This window comes from Bartonella sp. CL436QHHD (genome assembly GCF_042195105.1).
Lineage (GTDB): Bacteria > Pseudomonadota > Alphaproteobacteria > Rhizobiales > Rhizobiaceae > Bartonella.
Map to the genome: position 1 here is coordinate 409,211 of NZ_JBHINR010000032.1, position 23,794 is coordinate 433,004.

General features: G+C 39.5%; 17 protein-coding genes and 1 pseudogene. 11 read left to right on the forward strand and 7 right to left on the reverse strand.

Annotation, left to right across the window (positions count from 1 at the left end; all coding sequences use genetic code 11):
• The first annotated feature begins 393 nt into the window (after positions 1-393).
• A complete protein-coding gene (gene rpmF, locus ACFIKN_RS05530) occupies positions 394-573 on the forward strand; it encodes a 50S ribosomal protein L32 (protein WP_005774555.1) in 180 nt (59 codons plus the stop codon).
• 1,965 nt (positions 574-2,538) lie between these two features.
• Positions 2,539-3,260 (forward strand): annotated as a pseudogene (locus tag ACFIKN_RS05535) (tyrosine-type recombinase/integrase); the annotation flags it as partial.
• A gap of 906 nt (positions 3,261-4,166) precedes the next feature.
• Here the strand turns inward: ACFIKN_RS05535 and ACFIKN_RS05540 are convergent.
• From ACFIKN_RS05540 to ACFIKN_RS05550, 3 genes are all read right to left on the reverse strand, one after another.
• A complete protein-coding gene (locus tag ACFIKN_RS05540) occupies positions 4,167-4,751 on the reverse strand; it encodes a CarD family transcriptional regulator (RefSeq protein ID WP_273790499.1) in 585 nt (194 codons plus the stop codon).
• A 304-nt stretch (positions 4,752-5,055) separates the two neighbouring features.
• Positions 5,056-5,397 carry a ferredoxin FdxA gene (gene fdxA, locus ACFIKN_RS05545; RefSeq protein ID WP_273790498.1) on the reverse strand — a complete coding sequence of 114 codons (342 nt, stop codon included), beginning with the start codon at positions 5,395-5,397 and terminating at the stop codon, positions 5,056-5,058.
• Positions 5,398-5,418: 21 nt separating this feature from the next.
• Entirely contained in the window at positions 5,419-6,999 is a 1,581-nt protein-coding gene (locus tag ACFIKN_RS05550) for a hypothetical protein (RefSeq protein WP_375643252.1), read from the reverse strand.
• Positions 7,000-7,577: 578 nt separating this feature from the next.
• Here ACFIKN_RS05550 and ACFIKN_RS05555 point away from each other — a divergent pair.
• The gene (locus ACFIKN_RS05555) at positions 7,578-8,489 is read left to right on the forward strand and encodes an RNA polymerase factor sigma-32 (protein ID WP_015856975.1); all 912 of its coding nucleotides are present in this window, start codon (positions 7,578-7,580) and stop codon (positions 8,487-8,489) included.
• A 309-nt stretch (positions 8,490-8,798) separates the two neighbouring features.
• Here the strand turns inward: ACFIKN_RS05555 and ACFIKN_RS05560 are convergent, their stop codons facing one another.
• Complete coding sequence (locus ACFIKN_RS05560) at positions 8,799-10,364, reverse strand: M48 family metalloprotease (RefSeq protein WP_375658031.1); 1,566 nt, start codon at positions 10,362-10,364, stop codon at positions 8,799-8,801.
• Positions 10,365-10,511: 147 nt separating this feature from the next.
• On the opposite strand from ACFIKN_RS05560, the gene ACFIKN_RS05565 reads away from it, so the two are divergent.
• From ACFIKN_RS05565 to rimJ, 4 genes are all read left to right on the forward strand, one after another.
• Positions 10,512-11,147 (forward strand): thiamine diphosphokinase, encoded by a 636-nt coding sequence (locus ACFIKN_RS05565; RefSeq protein WP_273790494.1) that lies wholly within the window; start codon positions 10,512-10,514, stop codon positions 11,145-11,147.
• A gap of 100 nt (positions 11,148-11,247) precedes the next feature.
• A complete protein-coding gene (locus ACFIKN_RS05570; protein ID WP_375658032.1) occupies positions 11,248-11,634 on the forward strand; it encodes a hypothetical protein in 387 nt (128 codons plus the stop codon).
• Complete coding sequence (locus ACFIKN_RS05575; RefSeq protein WP_273790552.1) at positions 11,634-13,496, forward strand: ABC-F family ATP-binding cassette domain-containing protein; 1,863 nt, start codon at positions 11,634-11,636, stop codon at positions 13,494-13,496. Before ACFIKN_RS05570 ends, ACFIKN_RS05575 begins: the two co-directional genes overlap by 1 nt.
• 570 nt (positions 13,497-14,066) lie before the next feature.
• On the forward strand, positions 14,067-14,630 hold the full coding sequence (gene rimJ / locus ACFIKN_RS05580) for a ribosomal protein S5-alanine N-acetyltransferase (RefSeq protein WP_273790492.1): 564 nt from the start codon (positions 14,067-14,069) through the stop codon (positions 14,628-14,630).
• Positions 14,631-15,169: 539 nt separating this feature from the next.
• On the opposite strand, the gene ACFIKN_RS05585 is transcribed toward rimJ, so the two are convergent.
• Positions 15,170-15,430 (reverse strand): DUF2312 domain-containing protein, encoded by a 261-nt coding sequence (locus ACFIKN_RS05585; protein ID WP_005774567.1) that lies wholly within the window; start codon positions 15,428-15,430, stop codon positions 15,170-15,172.
• A 262-nt stretch (positions 15,431-15,692) separates the two neighbouring features.
• Between ACFIKN_RS05585 and ACFIKN_RS05590 the strand changes: the two genes are divergently transcribed.
• A complete protein-coding gene (locus tag ACFIKN_RS05590; protein ID WP_273790491.1) occupies positions 15,693-16,181 on the forward strand; it encodes a DUF1036 domain-containing protein in 489 nt (162 codons plus the stop codon).
• Positions 16,178-17,614 carry a pyruvate kinase gene (gene pyk / locus ACFIKN_RS05595; protein ID WP_273790490.1) on the forward strand — a complete coding sequence of 479 codons (1,437 nt, stop codon included), beginning with the start codon at positions 16,178-16,180 and terminating at the stop codon, positions 17,612-17,614. The genes ACFIKN_RS05590 and pyk overlap by 4 nt, the downstream gene beginning before the upstream one ends.
• Positions 17,615-19,090: 1,476 nt before the next feature.
• On the opposite strand, the gene ACFIKN_RS05600 is transcribed toward pyk, so the two are convergent.
• Complete coding sequence (locus tag ACFIKN_RS05600; protein ID WP_273790489.1) at positions 19,091-19,474, reverse strand: cell division protein ZapA; 384 nt, start codon at positions 19,472-19,474, stop codon at positions 19,091-19,093.
• A gap of 12 nt (positions 19,475-19,486) precedes the next feature.
• Entirely contained in the window at positions 19,487-19,762 is a 276-nt protein-coding gene (locus tag ACFIKN_RS05605; RefSeq protein WP_005774573.1) for a DUF4164 domain-containing protein, read from the reverse strand.
• A 334-nt stretch (positions 19,763-20,096) separates the two neighbouring features.
• Here ACFIKN_RS05605 and tkt point away from each other — a divergent pair, with 334 nt between their 5' ends.
• Together tkt and gap are read left to right on the forward strand one after the other, a co-directional pair.
• Entirely contained in the window at positions 20,097-22,103 is a 2,007-nt protein-coding gene (tkt, locus tag ACFIKN_RS05610) for a transketolase (RefSeq protein WP_375658033.1), read from the forward strand.
• Positions 22,104-22,306: 203 nt separating this feature from the next.
• Complete coding sequence (gene gap, locus ACFIKN_RS05615) at positions 22,307-23,314, forward strand: type I glyceraldehyde-3-phosphate dehydrogenase (RefSeq protein WP_375611739.1); 1,008 nt, start codon at positions 22,307-22,309, stop codon at positions 23,312-23,314.
• The last annotated feature ends 480 nt before the right edge of the window (positions 23,315-23,794 follow it).

The following is a 23,794-nucleotide window of genomic DNA, read 5'->3' on the forward strand; positions in this document are numbered from 1 at the left end:
TATGAAGTTTAAAGAGAAAGGTTGTCGCTTTTTCTTGTTTTCATAAATTGGCGTCGTTTTTTATTAAAAATCAACTTCTCTTTTTATCCGTATCTCTACTGTATGCGCAAATCCCTTTTTAAACCAAATAAAAATTGAATGAAGGTCTTATAAAAAAGCTTTCATTGGTGTATAAAATTCTCAAATTTTGCAGTGTTTTTGATATTCCTTTGATTATTGTGACACCATTTTTGATAACAAGAAGGTCATTTTTAGTAAGAGGAGGATCATTTTGACATTGCCTCTTCTTTTTTATCAGTGTATAATATCTTAAAATTTTATGGTGTTTTTAAATGAAGCATTGTCATTTTTGACATTGCTTTTTCTGTTTTAATGGATTTGGAGTGTCTTTTTATGGCTGTACCTAAACGAAAAACCTCTCCAGCGAAGAGGGGCATGCGCCGTTCGGCTGATGCTCTGAAGGCGCCGACTTATATCGAAGATAAAAATTCTGGTGAATTACGTCGTCCTCATCACATTGATTTGAAAACGGGAATGTATCGTGGGCGTTCCGTTTTAGTGGTTAAAGACTGAGCGTTTTCTTTCTTTTCCAGTGGTGAACTTCTTTTATTTCATCGATCAATGCATGCTTGGGGCGTGCATTTTCGCTTTAAGGTGAATGTTGAGGTTCCCTTGTATCGTCTTCTATCGATGTGGAACAGGGGATGTATCGTGGACGTTCTGTTTTAGTGGTTAAAACTTTAGCGTTTTCTTTCTTTTCGAGTTGTGAACTTCTTTTATTTCATCGATCAATGCATGCTTGGGGCGTGCATTTTCGCGTTAAGATGAATGTTGAGGTTCTCTTGCATCGTCTTCTATCGATGTGGAACAGGGGATGTATCGTGGACGTTCTGTTTTAGTGGTTAAAACTTTAGCGTTTTCTTTCTTTTCCAGTGGTAAACTTCTTTTATTTCATCGATCAATGCACGCTTGGGGCGTGCATTTTCGCTTTAAGGTGAATGTTGAGGTTCTCTTGCATCGTCTTCTATCGATGTGGAACAGGGGATGTATCGTGGACGTTCTGTTTTAGTGGTTAAAACTTTAGCGTTTTCTTTCTTTTCGAGTTGTGAACTTCTTTTATTTCATCGATCAATGCACGCTTGGGGCGTGCATTTTCGCTTTAAGGTGAATGTTGAGGTTCTCTTGCATCGTCTTCTATCGATGTGGAACAGGGGATGTATCGTGGACGTTCTGTTTTAGTGGTTAAAACTTTAGCGTTTTATCTCTTTCAGTGGTAAGTTTCTCTTGATTCATTAGTGAATGCATTGGGTAAGATGCGTTTTTCGCTTTTTCTTGGGAACATATGTGGGATAAAGTTTTGCCGTAGAGAAATGATTCTATTGTGGGAGATGATTTTCTTGTTTTCTTGAGAGGCTATAAAGGGCTACTTGTATCAGTGTCTTTTATGATGACTTCGTTAAGAGCTTGGGTATTGATATAAGTTAGCTCAGTAATAGAATCATTTTGTATCGCACTTAATCTTTATTGATTATAGAGAGAATCCTATTAGACCGTAAAATATCATCGTTTAAGGCAGTTGATCTATGTAAGGCTTTAAGCATATCGGTGTTTTTTATGAGAATATTTAAGGCAATGGTTGTCTATAGGCTTATATTGTGACATGTGATTCTCCTTAAAAAAATAGAGATCGACATCACATTGATTTATAAAGATCATTTGTTGTTTTGCGCCTTGAATGGAAGGTCTATCGTAGGATTTTCTCATTTCAAATTTCTCTCATGTTGAATCAATGACAATCACTTGCTTTTCGGTCACAAGTGGGGATGGTATGTGAGTAAAAACTCTATAAAAAAGGAAAAAATGTCTATAATGAATACTTTCAAATGTAAGAATTGTTGTAACATTGGGATTAAGTGTATGCTGATGCCAGCGTGCTTTCTTATGAGCAGAAAAGAGACAACCGTTACAAGACAGAAGGTGTACACATTCAATGATCTTTAGTGCTTTTGATTGATAAAGGTACATGAGACTTTTCTATGAATATCACGCTGTCTTTTCATATTTTTGAACTAAGAATTGTCCATATATTTTTCTTATTTTTGTGAATATAAGGGATTTGTTGCGAACAGCTTGTAAAAATAAGTAAACTTAAAACCAAATGTGTTGTGTATGGGGATGAGCAAAGTATTTTATCAAAGCCGGTACGACTCTCCAGTTCATAGCTGGTTTATGAGTGATTTTATGGTGGTGCTTACCTAAGTTTATGATTTTTTTTGTTATCTGTTCATTACTAGACAATATATTGATTTATATATATAATTCACTGTTTTCATATTGAATTAGAACCCCGAATAACGTAAGATTCACTCATTTCAAATCTCTCTATCTAGAATCAATCAAAACCACTCGTTTGCACGTCACAAGCGGGATGAGTGTGTGGATAAAATTTGTATAAGAAAGGACTCTTATGAATTGTCTTAAGAGCCAAGGGCTGTAGCACAACACCCACGAGCTGACAAATATAACGATGGTGCCGGCTTGCTTCTTCACAAACGTAAGAGATGGGGGTGGTGTCAATGGATTTACCGTTATACCTTTCCGGGGGCTGCGAAATGGGCTTGGGTGCCTTGAGAGATGTTTCTTTAAAACAAGCCCGTGAATTGGCAACTGGGTGGCGGGCTGTTTTACGTGAGGGGCGTGATCCCATTAAAGAACGTGAGAAACAAAAGCGTGAGGCAATGCGCAATCTCCATTATTTAAAAAATATTGCTTTAGATGCTTTTGAAAGCCGTAAAGCTGAATTAAAAAATGATGGTGAGGCTTGTGATTGGTCTTTACACTTACGCCTTTATATTCTCCCTAAATTAGGCTGTCTGCCCGTTTCAGAGATTACGCAAACTGAGATACGCAATACGCTTTCTCCCATTTGGCATGCAAAAGCTGGAACAGCTCAGACAGCACTGAAGCGTCTTAATCTTTGTCTTAAACATACGGTTGCCTTGGGTTTTGATGTTGATTTACAAGCAACGATAAAAGCATGCGCGCTTTTAGGGAAACAACGTCATAAAACGTAAAATAGACCAGCTATGGATTGGAGAGATGTGCCGGTTTTTTATCAGTTACTCTGTAAAACACAAAACATAACACAACTGGCTTTGCGTTTGCTTATCCTGACAGGCGTTCATACTAATCCTTTGCGTCATATTCGTGAAGATCAGATTGAAGATGATATATGGACAATTCCTGCTGAGAATATCCAATCTTTAGCGGTTTGTTTGAAACAGAGATTGAGACTTTTAAGAGTTCTATGAATCATTCTAGATTTTATGTGTCCGATTGGAGTAAGAATATTGCGTATATCTCGTAATCTCTGAAATGAGAATATAACCTCATTTGGGAAAAATATAAAATTGAAAGGGCAATGCTAACGTTCATTTTTATTGTTATTTTTTAAGTGAGCGTTACTGCTTTCAAAAGTATTTGGAATGCCTTTTACAGAATGGAGATGATGGTTTTAGTTCATGTTTTTTTTATCGCGTTCTTTAATGAGGAGGAATGCTTCTCATACAAAATAGAGCGCCCACGACAAAATATGCTTATGTTGTACCGTCACGCGTTTTTTAAAAGGAATATTTTTCAATATTTGTGCTATCCATTTTATGACGGCGTTTTTGAATGTTATAATGGTTTTGTAGAAGGGTAAATGGTAAAATCTCGGTGTAGTGTATAAACGGCACTATGATCTTTACGCTTAATAAAAAATCAAGTCCCGCCCCCTTACACATCTTGCCAGATTCCAATGTCGGTATATCCTTTGGTGCTTGAGACAGTGTCTTGCTCTTTTTGTACAGTTTTTACCCACAGATCAGCCTCGCTTGTGATTGACAAGCAAGTGATTTGATTAATTCAACATGAGAGCAATTTGAAATGAGTAATCTTACCATATTCAAGATTCTAATTTAATATGAATAATGCTAGATTATGATGATTAATCAGTTTGTTATCTATGAAGAAAGAAAATAAGGAGGAATTTGTCGAAAAGTTAGATTGTTTATAGATTGGCGCTGGTTAAGAAACTTTGTCCTTAAGGGCAGAGAGGATGTTAAAAAATAAAACCAGCTTTCGCTGGTTTTATCGAAATATCATCATTATGATGAGAGAGTGTATTATGCAGCGTAGACAGCTTTACTGTTTTCATCTGTTTCTTCTCTCTCAGTTTTAAACTCGCGTTCCGGCTTGTTGGAGAGATGCATCTCTATGAGATTGATAGCTTCTGTTTCAGAAAGACTATTAATAACCGCAATTTCGCGGGCCATTCTTTCAAGAGCAGCTGTATAAAGTTGGCGCTCAGAGTAAGATTGTTCAGGTTGTAGATTAGAGCGGAAAAGATCACGGACCACTTCGGCGATACAAATAAGATCTCCTGAGTTGATTTTGGCATCATATTCTTGTGCACGACGTGACCACATGGTCCGTTTAACACGTGCTTTTCCACGTAAAACTTTTAAGGCACGTTCGACAGAGTCACTAGCAGATAATTTACGCATTCCAACGGAAAGGGCTTTTGCAATGGGGACTTTGACATCCATCTTATCTTTCGCGAAATGAATGACAAAAAGTTTCAATTTATGTCCTGCAACTTCTTGATCTTCAATCGCTATAATTTGTCCTACTCCATGTGTAGGGTAGACGATATATTCAGAGGTTGCAAATTCTTTGGTCTTGGAAGACGTTCCATGTTGGGATGCCATATTTTAGTTTACTCCCTTATGATCAACAAATGTATCGGAAAACAGGTTATAAACCTGAGGGTTGAGTTTTCTTTAACCAAGTATATTGTACCAATTAAGTGAGCATAAAAGCCGAGTACTTTTAAATCCAAAAAAAATACATTGCTTTACTGTAAAAAGCAAAGAAAAATACTTAGAAAGATGATCATGTTAAAATAACACTAACATCAAACTTTAAAAGAATCAATCATTTCGCTTAAGGATTTTTTTATTTTTACAAGAGAAGTCTTTCAGTCGTTGAAGGAGGAGGGTGTACACTGTATCATTACTCTTCGCCACTTCCTGGATTTTCTGAAAAATACTTTTCTAATTTATTTGGAACGCCATCCATTTCTTTTGCTTGAGAAAGGGGATCTTTTCGGGTGGTTAGATTAGGCCATTTGTTTGCATAATGAAGATTAAGTTCTAACCACTTTTCTAATCCTGGTTCTGTATCAGGTAAAATCGCTTCTGCTGGGCATTCTGGCACACAAACACCACAATCGATGCATTCATCGGGGTGAATAACAAGCATATTTTCCCCTTCATAAAAACAATCAACAGGGCAGACTTCAACGCAATCCGTATATTTGCAGTGAATGCAGTTGTCGGTTACTACGTGGGTCAAGATCAAACTCCATTTGTTACTTTAATTCTCTTTAGAGGAAAGTGGGTGCGTGTTTTTATGATTGGTGAGTTGATCGCGTAGTACAGCTAGTTTCGCAAAAGGTGAATCAGGATTAAGGCGCTTTTCTTTGTGAAAAGGCTTATGATTTGCATGTTTTCCTTGGGATTTGTGGAACTTATGAGAGCGTTTTGCTTGTGATAGTGCTTCTTGAGGGGAATTTTCATTTGTGTGTTCCGCTTTTTTTACAGCGTTCTTCGATTTATTTTGCCACTTATTTCCTAATTTATCATGTTTTTTTTGTGCGTGGTGGTGAAATTGATGCTTATAATGCCATAATAAAATAACTTTACCTTCTTCTGTAGAGCGAGGGGATTTGGCAAAATTCCCAACAGGTTCAGCTGCTGGTAAGCGATTGGTTTTATGGAGATGTTTTTCAATACCAGAGGATAAAGTGTTTGGGTATGAGGTATTTTTTTCTTCTCGTGTTGTTTCTAAATCGCTTATTGTTTGCCATTGACTTCCAACGCATTCTGCTGCAGGAACATCTTGCATTGTCCTATTGACAGGGGAAGAGGCTTGGTGTGCAAAGAGATTTTGTTCAAAAACAGTATTGCTTATGCTGTACGATTGATAACCAAGTCCTTTGAGGATTTCTTCCATATCATTTCCATTGGCCCCAAGAATGGACATCATGGCTGGTGTAACAAAAAAACTTTTGCCATCATAGGCTCCATCGGGTCTGGGATCACTTCCTTGTTTCCAATGAAGTGCGGGGCGGATGAGATTGGCAAGACGTTCTAAAATATCAATCCGTACAGCACGTTGTCCTAAGATTCGGTAGCCGGCTAATTGATAAAATTGGCGGTTATAGGTAGGGTCAACAATCAAAGAGGTTCGACCAGCAGATAATGCTGAAAAAATTTCACCCAAACCAGTTTGATCTTGTCCCGCATTTTGAAGATTCCACAGGAGAGTAATGGCTTGAACCGGAGCAGGTTTAAGCATTCCGGCAACATAGATGTGAAAAGCGCCAAAACGCACGCCTAGACGCCGAAGCACGGCACGTGATTCTTGCGCAAGTTTTTTGACAATGTCTAAAACTTCGCGGCGTGGTAAAATCCCTAAAGAGTTAAAAAGTTGTAAAGCAAGACTGTTTGTTGAATCCGTTAAATTATCAGCATTGCGCAAATCAAACAGGGGTTTTAAAGTCGTTTCAAAATGAAAGGTGACAAAGCGTTCTAATCGCTTCACAACGTTATTGCGGGATTCTCCCGTGAGTTGTTCATCTGCTAAAACAATCAGTTTTGGTTTGAAAAAATCTTCTGTTGCTACAAGTTGTCCTACGGGTTGACCAATCCAGCGCACAATTCCATCAGAACTGAGGGTAAAATCTCCATTTGCACAAGCACAAAAACGTGTCGCGCGTTTGGAAAAAGCAAGAATCAAATTCTCATTCTCTGTTGAAATTTGCTTCTCAGCTATTTGATCGGTACTGTTTTTGTTGGCATAAAAACGAAAACCTTCAAATTTACCCCTTCCGTGTTTTTCAATGAGAATATCATCTTGAAGAATCTCATTCTGTTGAACAATCTTGCTATCCATGATCATTTTCTTTCTCAGTGTGACACTGGTCAAAAGCTTTTTGCGACAATTTCATAATGGTGCTCTTTCTTTAACACGTTTGTTGCGTTTGCTTCAATCACTCTTGTCATTTTTTGCTGTTTCTTTGCGCCTTTAAAACTTGAATGATTCTTTTTTTATTCAGTTTTCATTCAGTTTAGATGCTTTATATTTGCAAATTACACTTATTAGTTGTATTGTAAAGCTGAAAGCATAAATAAATTCTTCAATTTAAAAGGAAACGGAATTGGTTATCAAAAAACAGCATTTGTTTTGCGTGATCACTTTATTTTTTTTTGCTGTTTTGTCATGAAAAGTGGAGAGAAAGTTTTTTCAAATATTTCATAGGCTAAAAGGCATATTGTAAAGGCATTTTGCAGGTGAAATTGTGTCTTATGACAAGAAGTTTTGCCATGACAGTAAAAAAAACAATTGCGATTATAAAATTACACGTTAAAGTAGTAGGTACAGAAGTTAACAACTTTTGCGTTCTTTTTAAGCAAAGAACAATGATGTCGTTGCCAAATCAATTTTGATAATTTTAATCGCAAGGGGTTATTATGGGTAATCTTTCAAATGCTGTTTATAAAAGCAGCAAAAATTATAGCGATGCAGACAAAAGCTTAGGACGTAATATGATGCGTTCTGCTATGCAAGCACCTTATCTTGAACGACAAAAAGAGCATGATTTGGCTCTGCGGTGGAAAGACAAACGTGATGATGATGCCATGCATCAAATTGCAGCGGCTCATATGCGTTTAGTGATTGCTATTGCTAATCGCTTTAAACGTTTCAAAATGCCATTGGGAGATTTGGTCCAAGAAGGGTATGTGGGACTATTGGAAGCAGCTGCACGTTTTGAACCTGATCGGGAAGTGCGTTTTTCAACGTATGCAACGTGGTGGATACGCGCTTCTATTCAAGATTATATTTTGCGAAACTGGTCAATCGTTCGAGGGGGAACAAGTTCTTCGCAAAAAGCACTTTTCTTTAATCTTCGGCGTTTGCGTGCAAAACTGATACAAGATGATAGTGCTTTGTCAAAACAGGATATTTTTCGCACAATCGCTGAAAAGCTTGGCGTTTCCGTGCGCGATGTTGAAACGATGGATTTTCGTTTTTCCAGTTCTGATAATTCCTTGAGTGTTTCTGTTTCTGAGAATAGTGATAATCCCATTGCTAAGATGGATGTTTTGGTAGATGATAGTCCTCTTCCTGATGCTTTAATTGAGCAAGTCATCGATGGTCAACGGCGTACACAGTGGCTTTACGATGCGTTGCAAATTCTCAACGAACGGGAGTTGGAAATTATTCGCTTTCGTCGCTTAAATGAAGAGGGGGCGACTCTCGAAGTTTTGGGTGAAAAGTTAGGAATCTCGAAAGAGCGCGTGCGTCAAATTGAAGCTAGGGCTTTGCAAAAATTGCGTTCTGCTCTCCTTACGGTTCATTCAGAAGACGCTTACGATATATAAGCAGTGAAATGCTTTGGGGGGGAGGAGGAAAGAGAATATATTAAGTGGGGGCATATGAGAATATGATGAAGTCAGTTTTAGGGGGTGTTCATATTTGTTTAGGAATATGCCTCCTTGGGGGCGCTACTGATAAACAGAGGAAGACAGGGGGCAGAGTTAGTTGGAGAAAATATGTATCACACGGAGGCCTATAGAGGCATGATGAAATTGGATTTTAAAGTGTTCCTCCTTATTTTCGAATATGCTTTAAGGGGGAGGGCGTGATACAGATAGAAAAGAATTAAAACTGTAGCAGATGAGAAAAAAGGCTTATTCTGTAATAATTTTTACTTTGGTACCTGCGGGTAAAGTTTGCGTTGGTGAGAGGGCGTTGAGGATGCGAAAGAGTTTTTCTTTATATGGTGTGTATTGCATTTTATCTGCAAGATTTGCAACGGTTTCTCCTTGTTTAACACGAACAACACGGATTTTTAAGGGCTGCAATTTTTTTAACTGTGAAGATGAAAGAGAATGAAAGCTTTGTAGCGTTTTTTGGGCAACCTCTGCAAAATTTCGAGAATTATGTGGAGCGGCCGTCAAAAAACGAAAGATGTGGTTGTTGAATGGAATGGCAACCACATCAAATTGCCATTGATCATTGGTAGCATAGGCCTGTGCTCCAAGTAAACTTTGGCTTTGGAATCCTTGACGCGTAAATTCTTGATTGGGGAGCCCTTGAATTGTGATGGGGCGGATAGATGATTGGTCTAGCCCGAGAATCCAGCCGCTTTTCAAATAATCACTCGCAGATATTTCAGCAGGATGTGGAATAGCGTCAAAACGAATCGCAATTTTATCTGGTCCACTGGCCCAAACAGTGTGTGCTGAATGTTCTATTGTAAAATTATTTGGAACAGAAAAAGCTATGCGCAATTGTGGGTGAATAAATTGGTTGCCTCGTACAAAACCTGTATAAAAGCCTCCTCCAAAAATCATGCCATCAATGCTTTTGAGAAAAGAATCATGATCGGATATTGTACTATTCCCTTTACTGATTTTACGCGCTTTTTCTATCGCAAGCCGAATGCGTTGAGGGGTGGTTGGGTGAGAAGCTAGAAAATCTAGAGAGGCATTTTGGGTGCCGGAGATATTACGAAAAGCACTATAGGCTTCCATTGTTTGAAGAAAGCGCGGTGAAGCAAATGGATCATATCCTGATTGTTGGAGCATTTCGAGTGCAAGGGAATCAGCTTCCAGCTCTTGATTGCGGGAAAATTGCGCGAGTTGTTGCTTGTTTTGCATAGGGTTATGAAGTTTTTTGCCAATAGAAGAAAGAAGACGTGAAGACATGTGATTGGTCATCTTTAATTGGGCTTCTTTTTGCAGGCGTAAAATGCCATGATTGGCTCTGATATGTGCTATCTCATGGGCTAAAATGGCTGCAACTTCTGAAGAATCATTGGCTAATGCCAGCATACCACGAGTGATGTAGATCGAGCCATTGGGGAGCGCAAAGGCATTGACAGTTTCTGAGTTTAAAATTGTTACAGAATAGCTTTGATGAGAACTATGTGATGCAACTGCCAGTTTACGGACAATCTTTGCTAAAAGGTGTTCAAGTTTTGCATCATGATAAGCGCCACCATACATTTGCAGAATACGTGGGTGTTGCAGAGCGCTTAATGTGACATAGATATTGTGGTTGTTGGTACGTTTGATCGTTTTAGAAGAAGTGGAAGAAAGCCTATCATTTTGAGAAAGTGGTGTATGACAAGCCGAAAGGAGAAACGTTAAACTTATGAGAGTGGCTTTATACAGGCACGAGCGAAAAAGAAAAATGGGGTGCGTTGGACCATGGTGCACATTATTTCTGCGGAGTAATTTGGCAAATTGCATTTGTATCTTTGTATCGTATGTTTCTTTAAGAAAGGCATTAGAGATAAGGATTCGTTTGGCTATATCATGCTTTTTGTTTATAAAAAATGACTCTCACTTATAAAAAGATGCACTGTAAAGAAAATTTTGTGAAAGGCAAAGTATGGCATGACAACATTTACGATATTATTAAATGGGGATGTTCATATCACTGATCGTTTGCTTAATCAAATTCAAAACAGTCGGGTAATTGCTGCTGATGGTGGTATGCGTCATGCGGCAGCGCTTAATGCGACGCCTGAGTTGTGGTTAGGGGATTTTGATTCATCAGATGAGAATTTAATACGTCAATATAGTCATGTTCCGCGTGAAGTTTTTCCCTCTGATAAAGATATGACAGATAGTGCTCTGGCATGTGAAAGAGCGCTGCAAAATGGCGCTAAAAAGCTTATTTTGTGCGGTGCTTTGGGAGGGGAGCGAAGTGATCACAGCCTTTCTCATATAACGCAAGCGTTGATGATGGCTGAAAGGGGTATTTCAGTGTTGTTGACAAGCGGTTTGGAAGAAGGTTGGCCGGTTTTGTCAAAACCTTGTTCGTATGATTTGCCTAAGGGATGTTTGTTTAGTATTATCGGTTTTTCTGATTTAAAAGGTTTAACTCTTAAAGGGGTAAAATGGCCAATTTGTGACAAAAATGTGTCATTTGGCTCTTCTTTAACACTTTCTAACCGTATTTGTGGAACCTTTTCTTGCCATTTAGGTTCTGGAAAAGCTATATTGTTAGTGTCTGTACCTATTCCATAAAGCTCTTCCAATATATTTTGAATAAGGCAGGGGGGGGCCTAGTGATGAAGTGCCGACATAAACGATATATGTATTGATCTTGAGAAGGAAAGGTTTTGATATGTTAAAATCAATTTTTAAAGTGGCCGTTGTTTCAGCCATTGGTTTCAGTTCAGTCGCTTGTACTACAAACGATGAACGCGTTGCACGTTACGGCGTAGGAGGAGCAGCAATCGGTGCTTTGGCTGGAACTGCTATTGCTGGAAGTACGCCTGGAGCAGCACTGACCGGTGCAGCATTTGGTGCTTTGGCTGGAACAGTAACAGGTGCAGCTGCAAATCAAAGAAAACAACAAAGACAGGTATCACAATTGTGCACGTATCGTGGTCGTAGAGGGCATGTTTACCAAGCACCTTGTGGACAGAGAGTTCCTGTACGACAATTATGTGCTTTCCGTGATGCAAGAGGGGTGATGTATAAAGCACCTTGTCCGCGCCGCGTTCGTTAATGGCGGTGCCGCTTCTGCGGCTTGACCGCATTTTCTTAAATTTTGGAAAAACGCCTTTGCTCAATCAAGCTTGTTTATCGGTTGAGCAGGGGGCGCGTATTGCGCTGGTCGGCCGTAATGGTTGTGGAAAATCGACCCTATTAAAAATTGCCGCAGGAATATTAGAACCTCATGGTGGCGAAATTTTTCGCCACCCGCGAGTAACGCTCCGTTATGTCTCACAAAATCCGGATTGTTCAGGATTTGAAGATATTAATGCTTATATGGAAGCGGGGCTGGACGATACATCTGATGTCCAGTGGATCAATACGCTTCGCACAAATTTAGGGTTTTCTGGGGCGGAAAAATTGGAAACGCTTTCGGGAGGCGAAAAGCGGCGTGTTTCACTGTTACGGGCCATTGCTGCAAAACCCGATATTTTGTTCTTAGATGAACCAACCAATCATCTTGATTTACCAACCATTGAATGGCTGGAAGCTGTTTTGGCTTCTTTGCGTTCAGCGATTGTGGTGATTTCCCATGATCGGCGATTTTTAGAAAATGTTACGCGGTCAACGGTATGGCTTGATCGTGGCACAACCAAAAGACTGGAAAAGCGTTTTTCTGAGTTTGAAAATTGGCGTGATAAAGCACTGGAAGAAGAAGCCATCGAACAGCATAAATTGGGGCGCCAAATTGCTCGTGAAGAGCAATGGTTGCGTTATGGCGTGAGCGCACGGCGTAAGCGTAATGTACGGCGCTTAGGCGAATTAAAAGACTTAAGACAGCGTCATCAAACCTATAAAGGGCAGCCGGGAAATGCACTTTTGACAGCAGCAAAAAGTCATGATTCTGGGCAATTGGTGCTTGAAGCAAAGAAAATTTCAAAATCCTATGGTGATCGCATTATTGTGAAAGATTTCTCTTTGCGCATTCAGCGGGGTGATCGAATCGGGTTGGTGGGACCCAATGGAATCGGAAAGACAACGCTCCTTTCTGCATTAATTGGGCAAGAAGCCGTGGATAGTGGAACGGTGAGGCATGGCTATAACCTCTCTATGGCATTGCTTGATCAGCAACGTATTTTAAATGAAGAAGAAACTTTAGCGCATTATTTAACGGGAGGAAGAGGTGATACTCTTGTGATCAATGGGCTGGAGCGGCATGTGGTTTCTTATATGAAAGACTTTTTATTTTCACCGGAACAAGCACGCACTCCCCTTAAAGAATTTTCCGGGGGAGAAAGAGCACGCCTCATGCTTGCACGACTTCTTTCTCGTCCTGCAAATTTTTTGATTCTTGATGAACCGACCAATGATTTGGATATGGAAACTTTGGATTTGTTGCAAGAATTTATTGCTGATTTTGCGGGAACTGTATTGTTGGTCAGCCATGACAGAGACTTTTTAGATCGTACTGTAACGCATATGTTGGCACCTCAAGGTGATGGTCATTGGGTTTTGTATGCGGGCGGCTACAGTGATATGATGGCGCAAAACCAGCATGCTCTTCGTTTACAACGCAAAAAAACAGAATTATCGCAGCGTAAAGCACCTTCAAAATCTCATGCGGGAGAGCTTTCAAAGCAGGACACATCAACAGATCATGGCTTGATAGGGCGGGAGAAAAAAACACGAAGTAAATTGTCTTATAAGCAGGTTTATGCATTGGAAAAATTGCCTGAAGAAATTGCTGTTTTGCAGGACGAAATCAAAAAAATTGAGCAAGAACTCTCTGATCCAGCTCTCTATCGCAGTGATAAAGAGCGTTTTGAGCGTTTATCAACAACGTTGGAAAAAAAGAAAAATACTTGCACACAAAAAGAAGAAGAATGGTTAGAGCTTGAAATTTTACGCGAAGAAATGGAAGCGTGTTCACGGTAATGTTTTAGATATTAATATCTAAGCATTTTAATTCGTATTGCATCATCGCTTTTCTTTGATTTGTTACAAGATCTTATGGCTGATTTTGCGCGAACAGTGTTGTTGACGAGTTATGGCAGAGACTTTTTAGATTGCACTGTAACATATAGCACCTCAAGGCGATGGTCATTGGGATTTGTATACGGGGGCAGTGATATGGTAGCGCAAAACAAGCATGCTCTGAGCTTACAAGGCAAAGAAACAAAACTATCTTTGCCGTGAGTTTTTTCAAAATTTCGTATATGGAAATATGCCAGTTCCCTTGCATACTTTGCCAGTCCCCAATGTTGCTACAGCGCCCCTTGGAACTTGAGAGCATTCATAAGAAATATTCCCTTGTCTTTACCTTATGCTTTAAACATACCACCTCCGCTTATGATGGAAAAGCAAATGATCCTCATTGATTCTAACGTAAGAAGTGTTGTGATGAGGAAAGCTTACTGTATTCGACATTATGATTTGAGTTTAAAAATGATGATTTGTTAAGATAAATCAACGTGTTATTGTAATATTGTTTAGGAGGAGAAAATGATGGCAATTAAAACAAAGCAAACAATTTCTACATTGATCGGTTTAGAAGATGCAGCTGAACTGTCTTCTTATTACCTCCGTAATGCGAATCATCTGCATCCTTTTGAACCTGTTAGATCTGATGATTACCATACCCTAACAGCTTGGGAAACACGAGCCAATGCATTTGCTTGTGAAAGTGCACAGGGACAAGCATATCGATATGCTGTACGATTAAAAAATGAAAACACAGTCATCGGTGTTGTGAATTTTACAAATGTGGTTCGGGGTGTTTTTCAAGCCTGTCATCTTGGTTTTTCTCTTGATGAAAAACAACAAGGCAAAGGTCTCATGTTTGAGAGTTTATCGGCTCTAATACGCCATATCTTTCATGTTTATCATCTACATAGAGTGATGGCAAATTATAGACCTGAAAACATAAAAAGCGAACGTTTATTAAAACGCCTTCATTTTGAAAAAGAGGGCTATGCCAAAGACTATTTGATGATTTCTGGAAAATGGAGAGATCACATTCTAACCTCTCGAATCAATGATCTTTATGAGTCCGTTAATAGATTCCAATAAAGTTTTGTTAAGGGTCTTTTTATCAAATGTGTAAATATGCTGAATTTCTCCCTATCCTCAAAGATTAAGATCTTTAACCACCTCTTCTTTTATAAATAGTTTAGAATCTCGTTTAGCGGATTTCAACTGCTGACTATTTTCATATGTTTCTTTTCGTAGATAATAAATTGATTTATCATCATAATTCATTTTTTTTCAATTTGAAGAGAGTCCTCAATATCGGAAGACTTTCTCACTTCAAATTTATTGATGTTTAATCATAAAAAACACCTCTCTTGCACATCACAAACTGGGTTGGCATACAAGTGAGGGTTTATGTGGATAAACAATGATTGAAGAATAAGAATAAAAATTCTCTGTATAAATCCTTTTAAATGTGAGGGCTGTTGCAATATTGTGTATTCTGTGACCGATAGTCTCGTTACAAGTTACACAAACGGCTTATTGTTTGGGTGAAATTTTTATACATTCATTTATTTTTTGCCATTTGTTTTTTGTATTTTCTTTTCTTAAGAAAATTTCCAATGTTATCAATGGTTTTAATTCATACCAAGCGCATTTTTATAAAGTTCAATGATTGCTTCTTCTTCCATTCTTTCATGCTCTTCTTTTTTACGCAGCCGTATAATGCTTCGAACAGCTTTACTATCAAAGCCAGAGCCTTTAAGTTCAGTGTAAACGTCTTTAATATCATCAGAAATGGTTTTTTTCTCTTCTTCTAGTCGTTCAATACGTTCGATAAAAGAGCGTAATTGGTTTACGGATATAGCGTGTGTTTGATCGGTTACTGTATCGTTCATTGTATTTTTCTCCAAGTTATATATTTTAAGTTGTTTTTCGACGACGAATTTATGTTAAAAAAGCTTGAAAATAAAAAGTAAATCAAGCTACACAGCTTTTTTACAAATTGACTTTAAATATTTTGTAAAATTTTTAAGATATATGCATTGATAAAAGGGCTATAAAAAGAAAAATATGAAAATATACGTTTTAGACTTGAAAAGCTTTTAAAAAAGAAATGTGTAATTTGTTTTGAGAATTTGACATTATAGAGGAAGTTTTGTGATTTTAAAAAAACGATATTGGGTGTTTCAGAAAGGATTAAAAGTTTTTCTCTTGAGTATTTTGCTCTTGTTTCCCCTCGTTGTTTTTGCAAAAGCTGACTTTAGAGTTTGTAATACAACCCAACAGTCTGTAGGGGTTGCTCTTGGATATCGTACATTTTCAGGGTGGGTGAGCGAAGGCTGGTGGACGGTACCAGTGACGGAATGTAAAACTTTAATTGAGGGGCCTCTTGCTTCACGGTTTTATTATTTTTATGCGGAAGGAGCACAAAAAAAAGGGAACTGGGCAGGCTCTGTGACCATGTGTGTACAAGATAGCCAATTTACCATTCAAGGGGTTCATGATTGTTTCCCTCGAGGATATCAAAAGGCTGAATTTAAAGAGATCGATACCGGAAATCAAACCAGTTGGATGGTACAGTTGACGGATGAGTCTTTGTTAAACAATTCAGTTATACCTTCTCTTTCAGGAAATTCTCCACCGTGAAACGTGCACGTAAAGTAAAAATTATTGCGACTCTTGGTCCTTCTTCTTTTTCTCGTTTGATGATTGAGAAGCTTTTTAGGGCAGGGGCAGACGTTTTTCGTCTTAATATGAGCCATACTGATCGTGATATGCTGGGTGATTTGGTCAAGTCTATACGAGAAGTTGAAAAAACAGTTCGACGCCCCATTGGTATTTTAGTGGATCTTCAGGGGCCAAAACTGCGTGTGGGGCGTTTTGCTAAGGGGCAAGAAGATTTGCGTGTTGGGCAAAGCTTTACATTAGATAATCGCGATGTTCTTGGTGATGCACAGCGTGTTTTTTTCCCTCATGAGGATGTATTTTCGGCTGTTAAACCAGGGGATCGGTTGTTGATTGATGATGGAAGGGTGGAACTGCGTGCGCAAGTTTGTGATGGTCATTCTGTACAGTGTCGCGTGGTTTCTGGAACCCGTATTTCTGATCGAAAGGGTGTCAGTTTTCCCGATACAATTTTGCCTTTTGATTCGATGACGTCAAAAGATAAGGAGGATCTTCAGGCTCTTTTACAGCAGCCTGTTGATTGGGTTGCTCTTTCTTTTATTCAACGTCCAGAAGATATTATAGCGGTGCGTCAGTTGACGAAAAGCAAGGTGTCTTTGATGGCTAAAATCGAAAAGCCTCAAGCCTTGGAGCATATAGAGAAAATTATTGAGGTATCCGATGGTATTATGATTGCACGGGGTGATCTTGGAGTGGAAATGCCCTTGGAAAAGGTCCCTGCACTTCAGATGGAGCTCATAAAAGCTTGTCGTTTAGCAGGAAAGCCTGTTGTGGTGGCAACACAAATGCTCGAATCAATGATTACATCTCCTGTTCCGACACGTGCAGAAGTGTCGGATGTTGCTACAGCAGTTTATGCAGGAACAGATGCGGTGATGTTGTCTGCTGAATCTGCTTCTGGTCGCTATCCTGAAGAAGCTGTGCTTATGATGGACCGAATCGCGCGGCAAATCGAACAGGATCACACTTATGCCGCTCAGGTTGGGGCACAACATCCAGCACCAGAATCAACAGGAACGGATGCGATTTCTCTTGCTGCGCGTCAGATTGCTGAAACACTTGCTCTATCCGCTATCGTTGCCTATACGGCTTCAGGAACAACGGGGGTGCGCGCCTCTCGTGAACGCCCTAATAGACCGATTATTGCTTTATCGCCCATTGTGGAAACAGCACGGCGTTTGGCTTTAGTTTGGGGGCTTCATTGTGTGGTCACGCAAGATGCACGGAGTTTAGAGGATATGGTTGATCGTGCAGCAGCTATTGCATTTCAGGAAGGCTTTTGCAAAGGAGGAGATCGCTTCCTTGTGACAGCTGGGGTTCCCCTTGGAACGCCCGGTGCGACAAATCTCTTGCGTATTGCTTCTGTCTCTCAAGATGGAACGAAAGGGATTTGAGCCGTTTACGCATGGTGTTTTTTCATGCGCCTTTGAACAGGCTTTAAAAACAACGGGTGCGCGCCTCTTGTGAATGCCTCCATAGAACCCATTATTCTTTTATCTCTTATCGTAAGATAGAAAGGTATTGCGTTAGGTTGTCCAGTTTGGGGATGGGAGCAGATGCGGTGATGTTGTCTGTTGATTTTGTTTTAGTTCTGAGGAAGCTGCTTTTACGGTAGGGCATTTAATGGGAGCCCCCCCTTTTATTTCATTAAGGCATATTGGGGATTGCTTTATTGATGTTTATACGAGCCAGATGTTCATTGATAATGAGAATTTATTCTTTTTCTTTTTGAATGAGAGCCTTGAAATTGTTCTCATTTTAAACTTTTGCAGACAGAATTGAATAAAATTAAAATTATGTGCCTAAAAAATCGTACTGGTATGTTATGAGAAAAAGTGATGGGTGAATGTGTTTTTAAAATATGCTTTGTCTGATCATTTGCAACATATTGATTTATAATGATAATTTATCGTTATTAAACTTGAATTAGAACCCCGAATTCTGTGAAATTCTCTTCAATTTATTTATGTTTTGTTAATTATAACTCTTTGCTTGTACGTCACAAGCGGGTGGGACATGTGGGTAAAAATTGTACAAGAAAGGCATAATTCTTATGAACCGTTTTAAGAGCCAAGGGGGCTGTCGCAATATTGAGGGCTGGTTATAATGATGGTGCCGACTTGCTCTTTTATTAAGCTTGGAGATTTTGGGGGGTGGGGAGAGGAATATGGATTATTTGTTATAAGGATAAAAATAGCGGTAGAGGATGTTTTCAAGAGCTATTATTGTTGTTTATGATGTTTGAGGTTGTATGAGATTAACATACTCTTCGGTTTTGACTTTTTTCCTGCTCTAAAGGATGAAAATACTTAATTCACGCTGGTTTATAAATGATACGGTTCTTTTCGGTGGGTTTCATCGGATGGACATTCTAGGTGCAAAGACTCTATGGTGCTTATATTATCAAATAGCGGTGTTTTACGGTATAATAGATAAGGTTATTTTTTTAATATATTGAATCTGCTTGATATTATCTAGGGGCAAGGATTTTGGACATGCATTCATAGGGAACATGAATATAGCTCTTTTTTTCGAAGGGTGCTTTATTTGTTTGTTGCTGTTGTCATTTATATGACTTTTTTACAATGATGTTGGTTTTGTTATCTTATTGCGCTGTGAAAAGACATCTCATTTGAAGTGTGGTGATATAAGGCAGCCTCCTTGATATAGGAAGCGTTTGTGCGGAGGTGAAATATTCAGGGTAGGGCTTTCTTGTTGAGGTTTAAGTTAATCCCATAAGTTGTGAGTAGCTGGAATCCTTCCTATAAGAAACCAGACTGTTTACAGACTGGCGTGGGTTTAAGAATTTTTATCCTGTGAGATGTGGCGGACAAGTCAAGTCTCTGGTTTATTATGCGCTGATGTACTTTTTAGAAATCTTCCTGTTCTTGTTCTTGAATGTTTGTGTGGTTTTGATCATCTTTGAGCAATTGGTTGGTGAGATTTTCAATGCGTTGTGTGGTGTCACGCATAATTTTCCCCATGGTGCGGTCTCTTTCGTTGTGGAGTCGTAAAAGAGCATTGTAGTCTTCTTGTAATTTTTTATTTTCTCGTTTTATTTCTTCCATTTCATCGATAATCATTATGCCAGCCATAACCGATAAACGATGGTCGCCAATTTCACCAAAATTGTTCTTTAAATGTGTGATATATTGATCTAATTGAGCAGCAAGCGCAATAAGACGACGTTCTTGTCCTTTGTCACAAGCCATGCGATAAATTTTACCATCAATGGTAACGGAAACAGTTTCCATACATTCAAACCTTTATCTATCAATGACAACACGAATTGTTTCCATTGCTTTAATAAGACGTTTGGAAACTTCTTTGTTTACGGACTCTAAGCGTTCAATTTGGGCTTCAGCTTTGTCAAGCGCTTGGGCAAGATGGCTGCGGTCAGCATTCATTCGTTGGATTTCTTCTTCCCATTCGTTATTTTTATCAATAACGGCATTACGGTTTATTATGGTGATCTCTAAAGTTCTAAGTGCCTTTTCTAGGTGCTCTAAAGCATCTTGTAGAACTGTAGTCTCTTGGTTCATTGCTTTTATCCTTTGGGTAATTGTATCCTTTATCAATGTGTTATGCAAAAACGAATCACTTTCACTCTTGTGTTGTGTGCATTTTATTTTTAAGTATGTAAGATATTTTAGCAAGCAAAGCAGGGGATAGATATAAATTAAAAGCTGGATTTTTTGCGCGTATTGGCATAAATGACATGGATATACAGGACGCGTGAGGGGAATGTTATTAATGTTATTGAAGTGGTGGCAAAAAGTCTCACGCTAATGGTTAGAAAATAGTATTTCTTGAGAATTTTAAGAGAATACGGAAAAAGCAACAGAATAACGTATTTAACGAAATGGTCGATTATTCATGACAAACACCCACCAACAGAATCAGATGGCCAATGCTATCCGTTTTCTTGCTATTGATGCGATTGAAAAAGCAAATTCTGGTCATCCAGGCTTGCCAATGGGAGCCGCCGATATTGCTACGGTTCTTTATACAAGATTCCTTGCTCATGACCCCAAAAAACCTCGCTGGCCTAACCGTGATCGTTTTGTGTTATCAGCAGGACATGGGTCTATGTTGCTTTATGCTCTCTTGTATCTTTCTGGTTATGAAGATATTGGCATTGAAGATCTCAAAAATTTTCGCCAATTAGGAGCAAAGCTTGCTGGGCATCCAGAATATGGGCATGTGGCGGGAATCGAAACAACGACTGGTCCTCTCGGACAAGGGTTGGCGAATGCCGTGGGGATGGCTCTTGGAGAGCGTTTGCAAAATGCCCGTTTTGGTGATCTTATCAACCATTACACCTATGCGTTGGTGGGCGATGGATGCCTTATGGAAGGGATATCTCAAGAAGCACTTTCCCTTGCCGGTCATTTGAAACTCAATAAGCTTATTGTGTTGTGGGACGATAATAATATTTCTATCGATGGAGAGATTTCCCTTGCTGACAGTACAGATCAGATTGCGCGTTTTAAAGCTTCTGGTTGGGAGACACATAAAGTCAATGGGCATGATCAAGCAGCAATTGCGCGGGCTATTGAGGCGGCACAAAATTCCGATAAACCAACTTTGATCGCTTGTAAAACAACAATTGGTTTTGGAGCACCCAATAAAGCGGGTACCAATAAAGTTCATGGAGCCCCTTTGGGCGCACGAGAAATCGCTGAAACCCGTATCGCTTTAGGGTGGGATGCTGAGCCTTTCGTTATTCCAGCCGATATTCTCGATAATTGGCGCTTGGCTAGTCTCAATGCTGCTAAAAAACGCCAAAAATGGGAAGAAAAATTTGCTGATCTTCCTATCTCAGAGCGTGTGGAGTTTGAAAGATTGATGCGGGGCGATCTCGTGGGCGGATTTGATGGCGCTATTGATACTTATAAACAGAAATTGGTTGAAGAGCGCCCCGTTGTTGCTACGCGTAAAGCTTCGGAAATGGCTCTTGAAGTGATCAATGAGGTCGTTAGTGAGACTATTGGTGGTTCGGCTGATCTAACCGGATCTAATAATACAAAAAGTAGCCAGATGAAAAGTATCTCTGCTGAAGATTTTTCAGGGCGCTATCTGCATTATGGAATTCGCGAACATGCAATGGGAGCTGTGATGAATGGTCTTGCCCTTTATGGCGGCTTTATTCCTTATGGGGGAACCTTTTTATGCTTTTCTGACTATATGCGTCCTGCTATGCGTTTGTCTTCTCTCATGGGGTTGCGGGTGATTTATGTCATGACTCATGATTCTATTGGTCTTGGTGAGGATGGTCCGACCCATCAACCCGTGGAGCATTTGGCTTGCCTGCGTGCAATGCCTAATCATTTTGTGTTCCGTCCTGCCGATGCTATGGAGACAGTCGAGTGTTGGCAATTGGCTTTGAAAGCACGCGGGACGCCTTCTACCTTGGCTTTAAGTCGACAAAATCTACCGCTTTTGCGTCAAGAGTATGAAGAAGAAAATCTCTGTATGCTTGGTGCTTATGAATTCCTAACAGCTAGCGATGATGCACAAGTGACGCTGTTTGCTTCTGGTTCAGAATTGCAAATTGCAGTGGAGGCACATGCGGTGTTAGAAGAAAAAGGCATCCCAACGCGTGTGGTTTCTGTGCCTTGTTTTGAACTTTTTTCTCAACAATCTCTCTCCTATCAGCGTGCTCTCATTGGAGATGCACCGATTAAAATTGCCATTGAAGCTGCTGTCGCCCAAGGATGGGACCGTTTTATTGGCTGTGGTGGTGTGTTTATTGGTATGGAGGGCTTTGGGGCAAGTGGAACAATTGATGCCCTTTATGCGCATTTTGGTATTACTTGGGAAAATGTTGTTGCCACCGTTGAAAAAGAGCTGGAAAAGATCAAAGAGGAAAAGACAAAGTGACAGCTTGTGTTGTCATGAATGGGGTGATTGTAGGGCATCATATTTTGTGCAGTATTGTGGATGATCTTGTGCATTATTGTGGATAAGTGAGTGAGTGATCAAGATATTGACATTGTGGGAATTAATGATTTTGGATTGGTGAAATACCCATTTATTGTGTTTTAAATGTTGTGCTTTTAAAAATTGATGAGGAAACATGTGAAATGACAGTTCGTGTTGCAATTAATGGGTTTGGTCGTATTGGTCGCAATATTTTACGTGCACTTGTGGAAAGTGGACGACAAGATGTTGAAGTGGTTGCAATTAATGATTTGGGATCGGTGGAAACAAATGCCCATTTATTACGCTATGATTCAGTTCATGGGCGTTTTCCTGGGATCGTTAAGGTGGTAGGGGATGCTATTGATGTGGGAGGTGGTTTAATAAAGGTATGCGCAGAGCGTGATCCTGCTCAATTGCCTTGGAAAGATTTGGATATCGATATTGCTTTGGAATGTACGGGTATTTTTACTGCGCGTGATAAAGCAAGTGCTCATTTAGATGCGGGGGCAAAGCGTGTTCTTATTTCTGCGCCTTCTGAAGGAGCAGATCTTACGGTCGTCTATGGGGTTAATCATCAATCTTTAAGCAGCGAGCATCGCGTTGTTTCAAATGCTTCTTGTACAACCAATTGTTTGGCGCCTGTTGCACAAGTTTTACACAATACGGTCGGCATTGAAAAGGGCTTTATGACAACAATCCATTCTTATACGGGTGATCAACCTGTATTGGATACAATGCATCGGGACCTTTATCGTGCACGTGCGGCAGCTCTTTCTATGATTCCTACCTCAACAGGAGCGGCAAAAGCTGTGGGATTGGTCTTGCCAGAATTAAAGGGATTGCTTGATGGTGTATCGATTCGTGTTCCGACCCCTAATGTTTCTGTGGTTGATTTGACATTTATCGCTAAGCGTTCCACAACAATCGAAGAAATTAATACAGCTATTGCTACTGCTGCACAGGGTTCTTTGAAGGGCGTTTTGGACACTACAGAAGAGAAACTCGTGAGTTGTGATTTTAATCATAATCCTCATTCAGCTATTTTCCACAATGATCAAACCAAAGTGATTGATGGTAAGCTCTGTCGCGTTCTGGTTTGGTATGATAATGAATGGGGCTTTTCTAACCGTATGAGTGATACGGCAGTGGCTTTTGCTAAGACAATATAAGAGGACCTCAGGGTCCTCTTTTTATAGGGAAAAGTCTCATTTTTGTGCAATTTTGAGAAAAACAGATAGAGGCTGTTGTTCTCATGCGCTAGAGAGAAGAGGCTATTGAAAAATTGATGATGTGTTTTGTTTTAATACTGTGTCAATACGTGCTTTTAAAAGATGCATGAAAGAGTAAACTTTTAAAAAGTAAGATCTGAACGAGATACCTTTTGAGAAAACGTTAGAAAACAGGAGATGTAAACTCTTTTTCCTAGAAGTAAAAGGAAGCTTTAATGGAGATCAAGTTGAGCCAATGCATTTGTTTGCCACAATGGAATATGAAGATTAAGAGCAATGGTGGGCTTTTGTACATTTGACGATAAAAGCTTTGGATTTTTATTAAGCAAAGGGTGAGAGATAGGCTGTCGTGGATCTCTTGTAAAAGCAAAGAGGGGGATAAGTGGAAAGAAAAGTGGGCAGGGTTGTTGGATGCGTTTT

Excerpts from the sequence above, each read along its gene's own strand:
- rpmF (WP_005774555.1), top strand. The coding sequence starts at position 394 with ATGGCTGTACCTAAACGAAAAACCTCTCCAGCGAAGAGGGGCATGCGC.
- ACFIKN_RS05540 (WP_273790499.1), bottom strand. The coding sequence starts at position 4,751 with ATGGCATCCCAACATGGAACGTCTTCCAAGACCAAAGAATTTGCAACC.
- ACFIKN_RS05550 (WP_375643252.1), bottom strand. The coding sequence starts at position 6,999 with ATGGATAGCAAGATTGTTCAACAGAATGAGATTCTTCAAGATGATATT.
- ACFIKN_RS05555 (WP_015856975.1), top strand. The coding sequence starts at position 7,578 with ATGGGTAATCTTTCAAATGCTGTTTATAAAAGCAGCAAAAATTATAGC.
- ACFIKN_RS05560 (WP_375658031.1), bottom strand. The coding sequence starts at position 10,364 with ATGCAATTTGCCAAATTACTCCGCAGAAATAATGTGCACCATGGTCCA.
- ACFIKN_RS05565 (WP_273790494.1), top strand. The coding sequence starts at position 10,512 with ATGACAACATTTACGATATTATTAAATGGGGATGTTCATATCACTGAT.
- ACFIKN_RS05570 (WP_375658032.1), top strand. The coding sequence starts at position 11,248 with ATGTTAAAATCAATTTTTAAAGTGGCCGTTGTTTCAGCCATTGGTTTC.
- ACFIKN_RS05575 (WP_273790552.1), top strand. The coding sequence starts at position 11,634 with ATGGCGGTGCCGCTTCTGCGGCTTGACCGCATTTTCTTAAATTTTGGA.
- rimJ (WP_273790492.1), top strand. The coding sequence starts at position 14,067 with ATGGCAATTAAAACAAAGCAAACAATTTCTACATTGATCGGTTTAGAA.
- ACFIKN_RS05585 (WP_005774567.1), bottom strand. The coding sequence starts at position 15,430 with ATGAACGATACAGTAACCGATCAAACACACGCTATATCCGTAAACCAA.
- ACFIKN_RS05600 (WP_273790489.1), bottom strand. The coding sequence starts at position 19,474 with ATGGAAACTGTTTCCGTTACCATTGATGGTAAAATTTATCGCATGGCT.
- ACFIKN_RS05605 (WP_005774573.1), bottom strand. The coding sequence starts at position 19,762 with ATGAACCAAGAGACTACAGTTCTACAAGATGCTTTAGAGCACCTAGAA.
- tkt (WP_375658033.1), top strand. The coding sequence starts at position 20,097 with ATGACAAACACCCACCAACAGAATCAGATGGCCAATGCTATCCGTTTT.
- gap (WP_375611739.1), top strand. The coding sequence starts at position 22,307 with ATGACAGTTCGTGTTGCAATTAATGGGTTTGGTCGTATTGGTCGCAAT.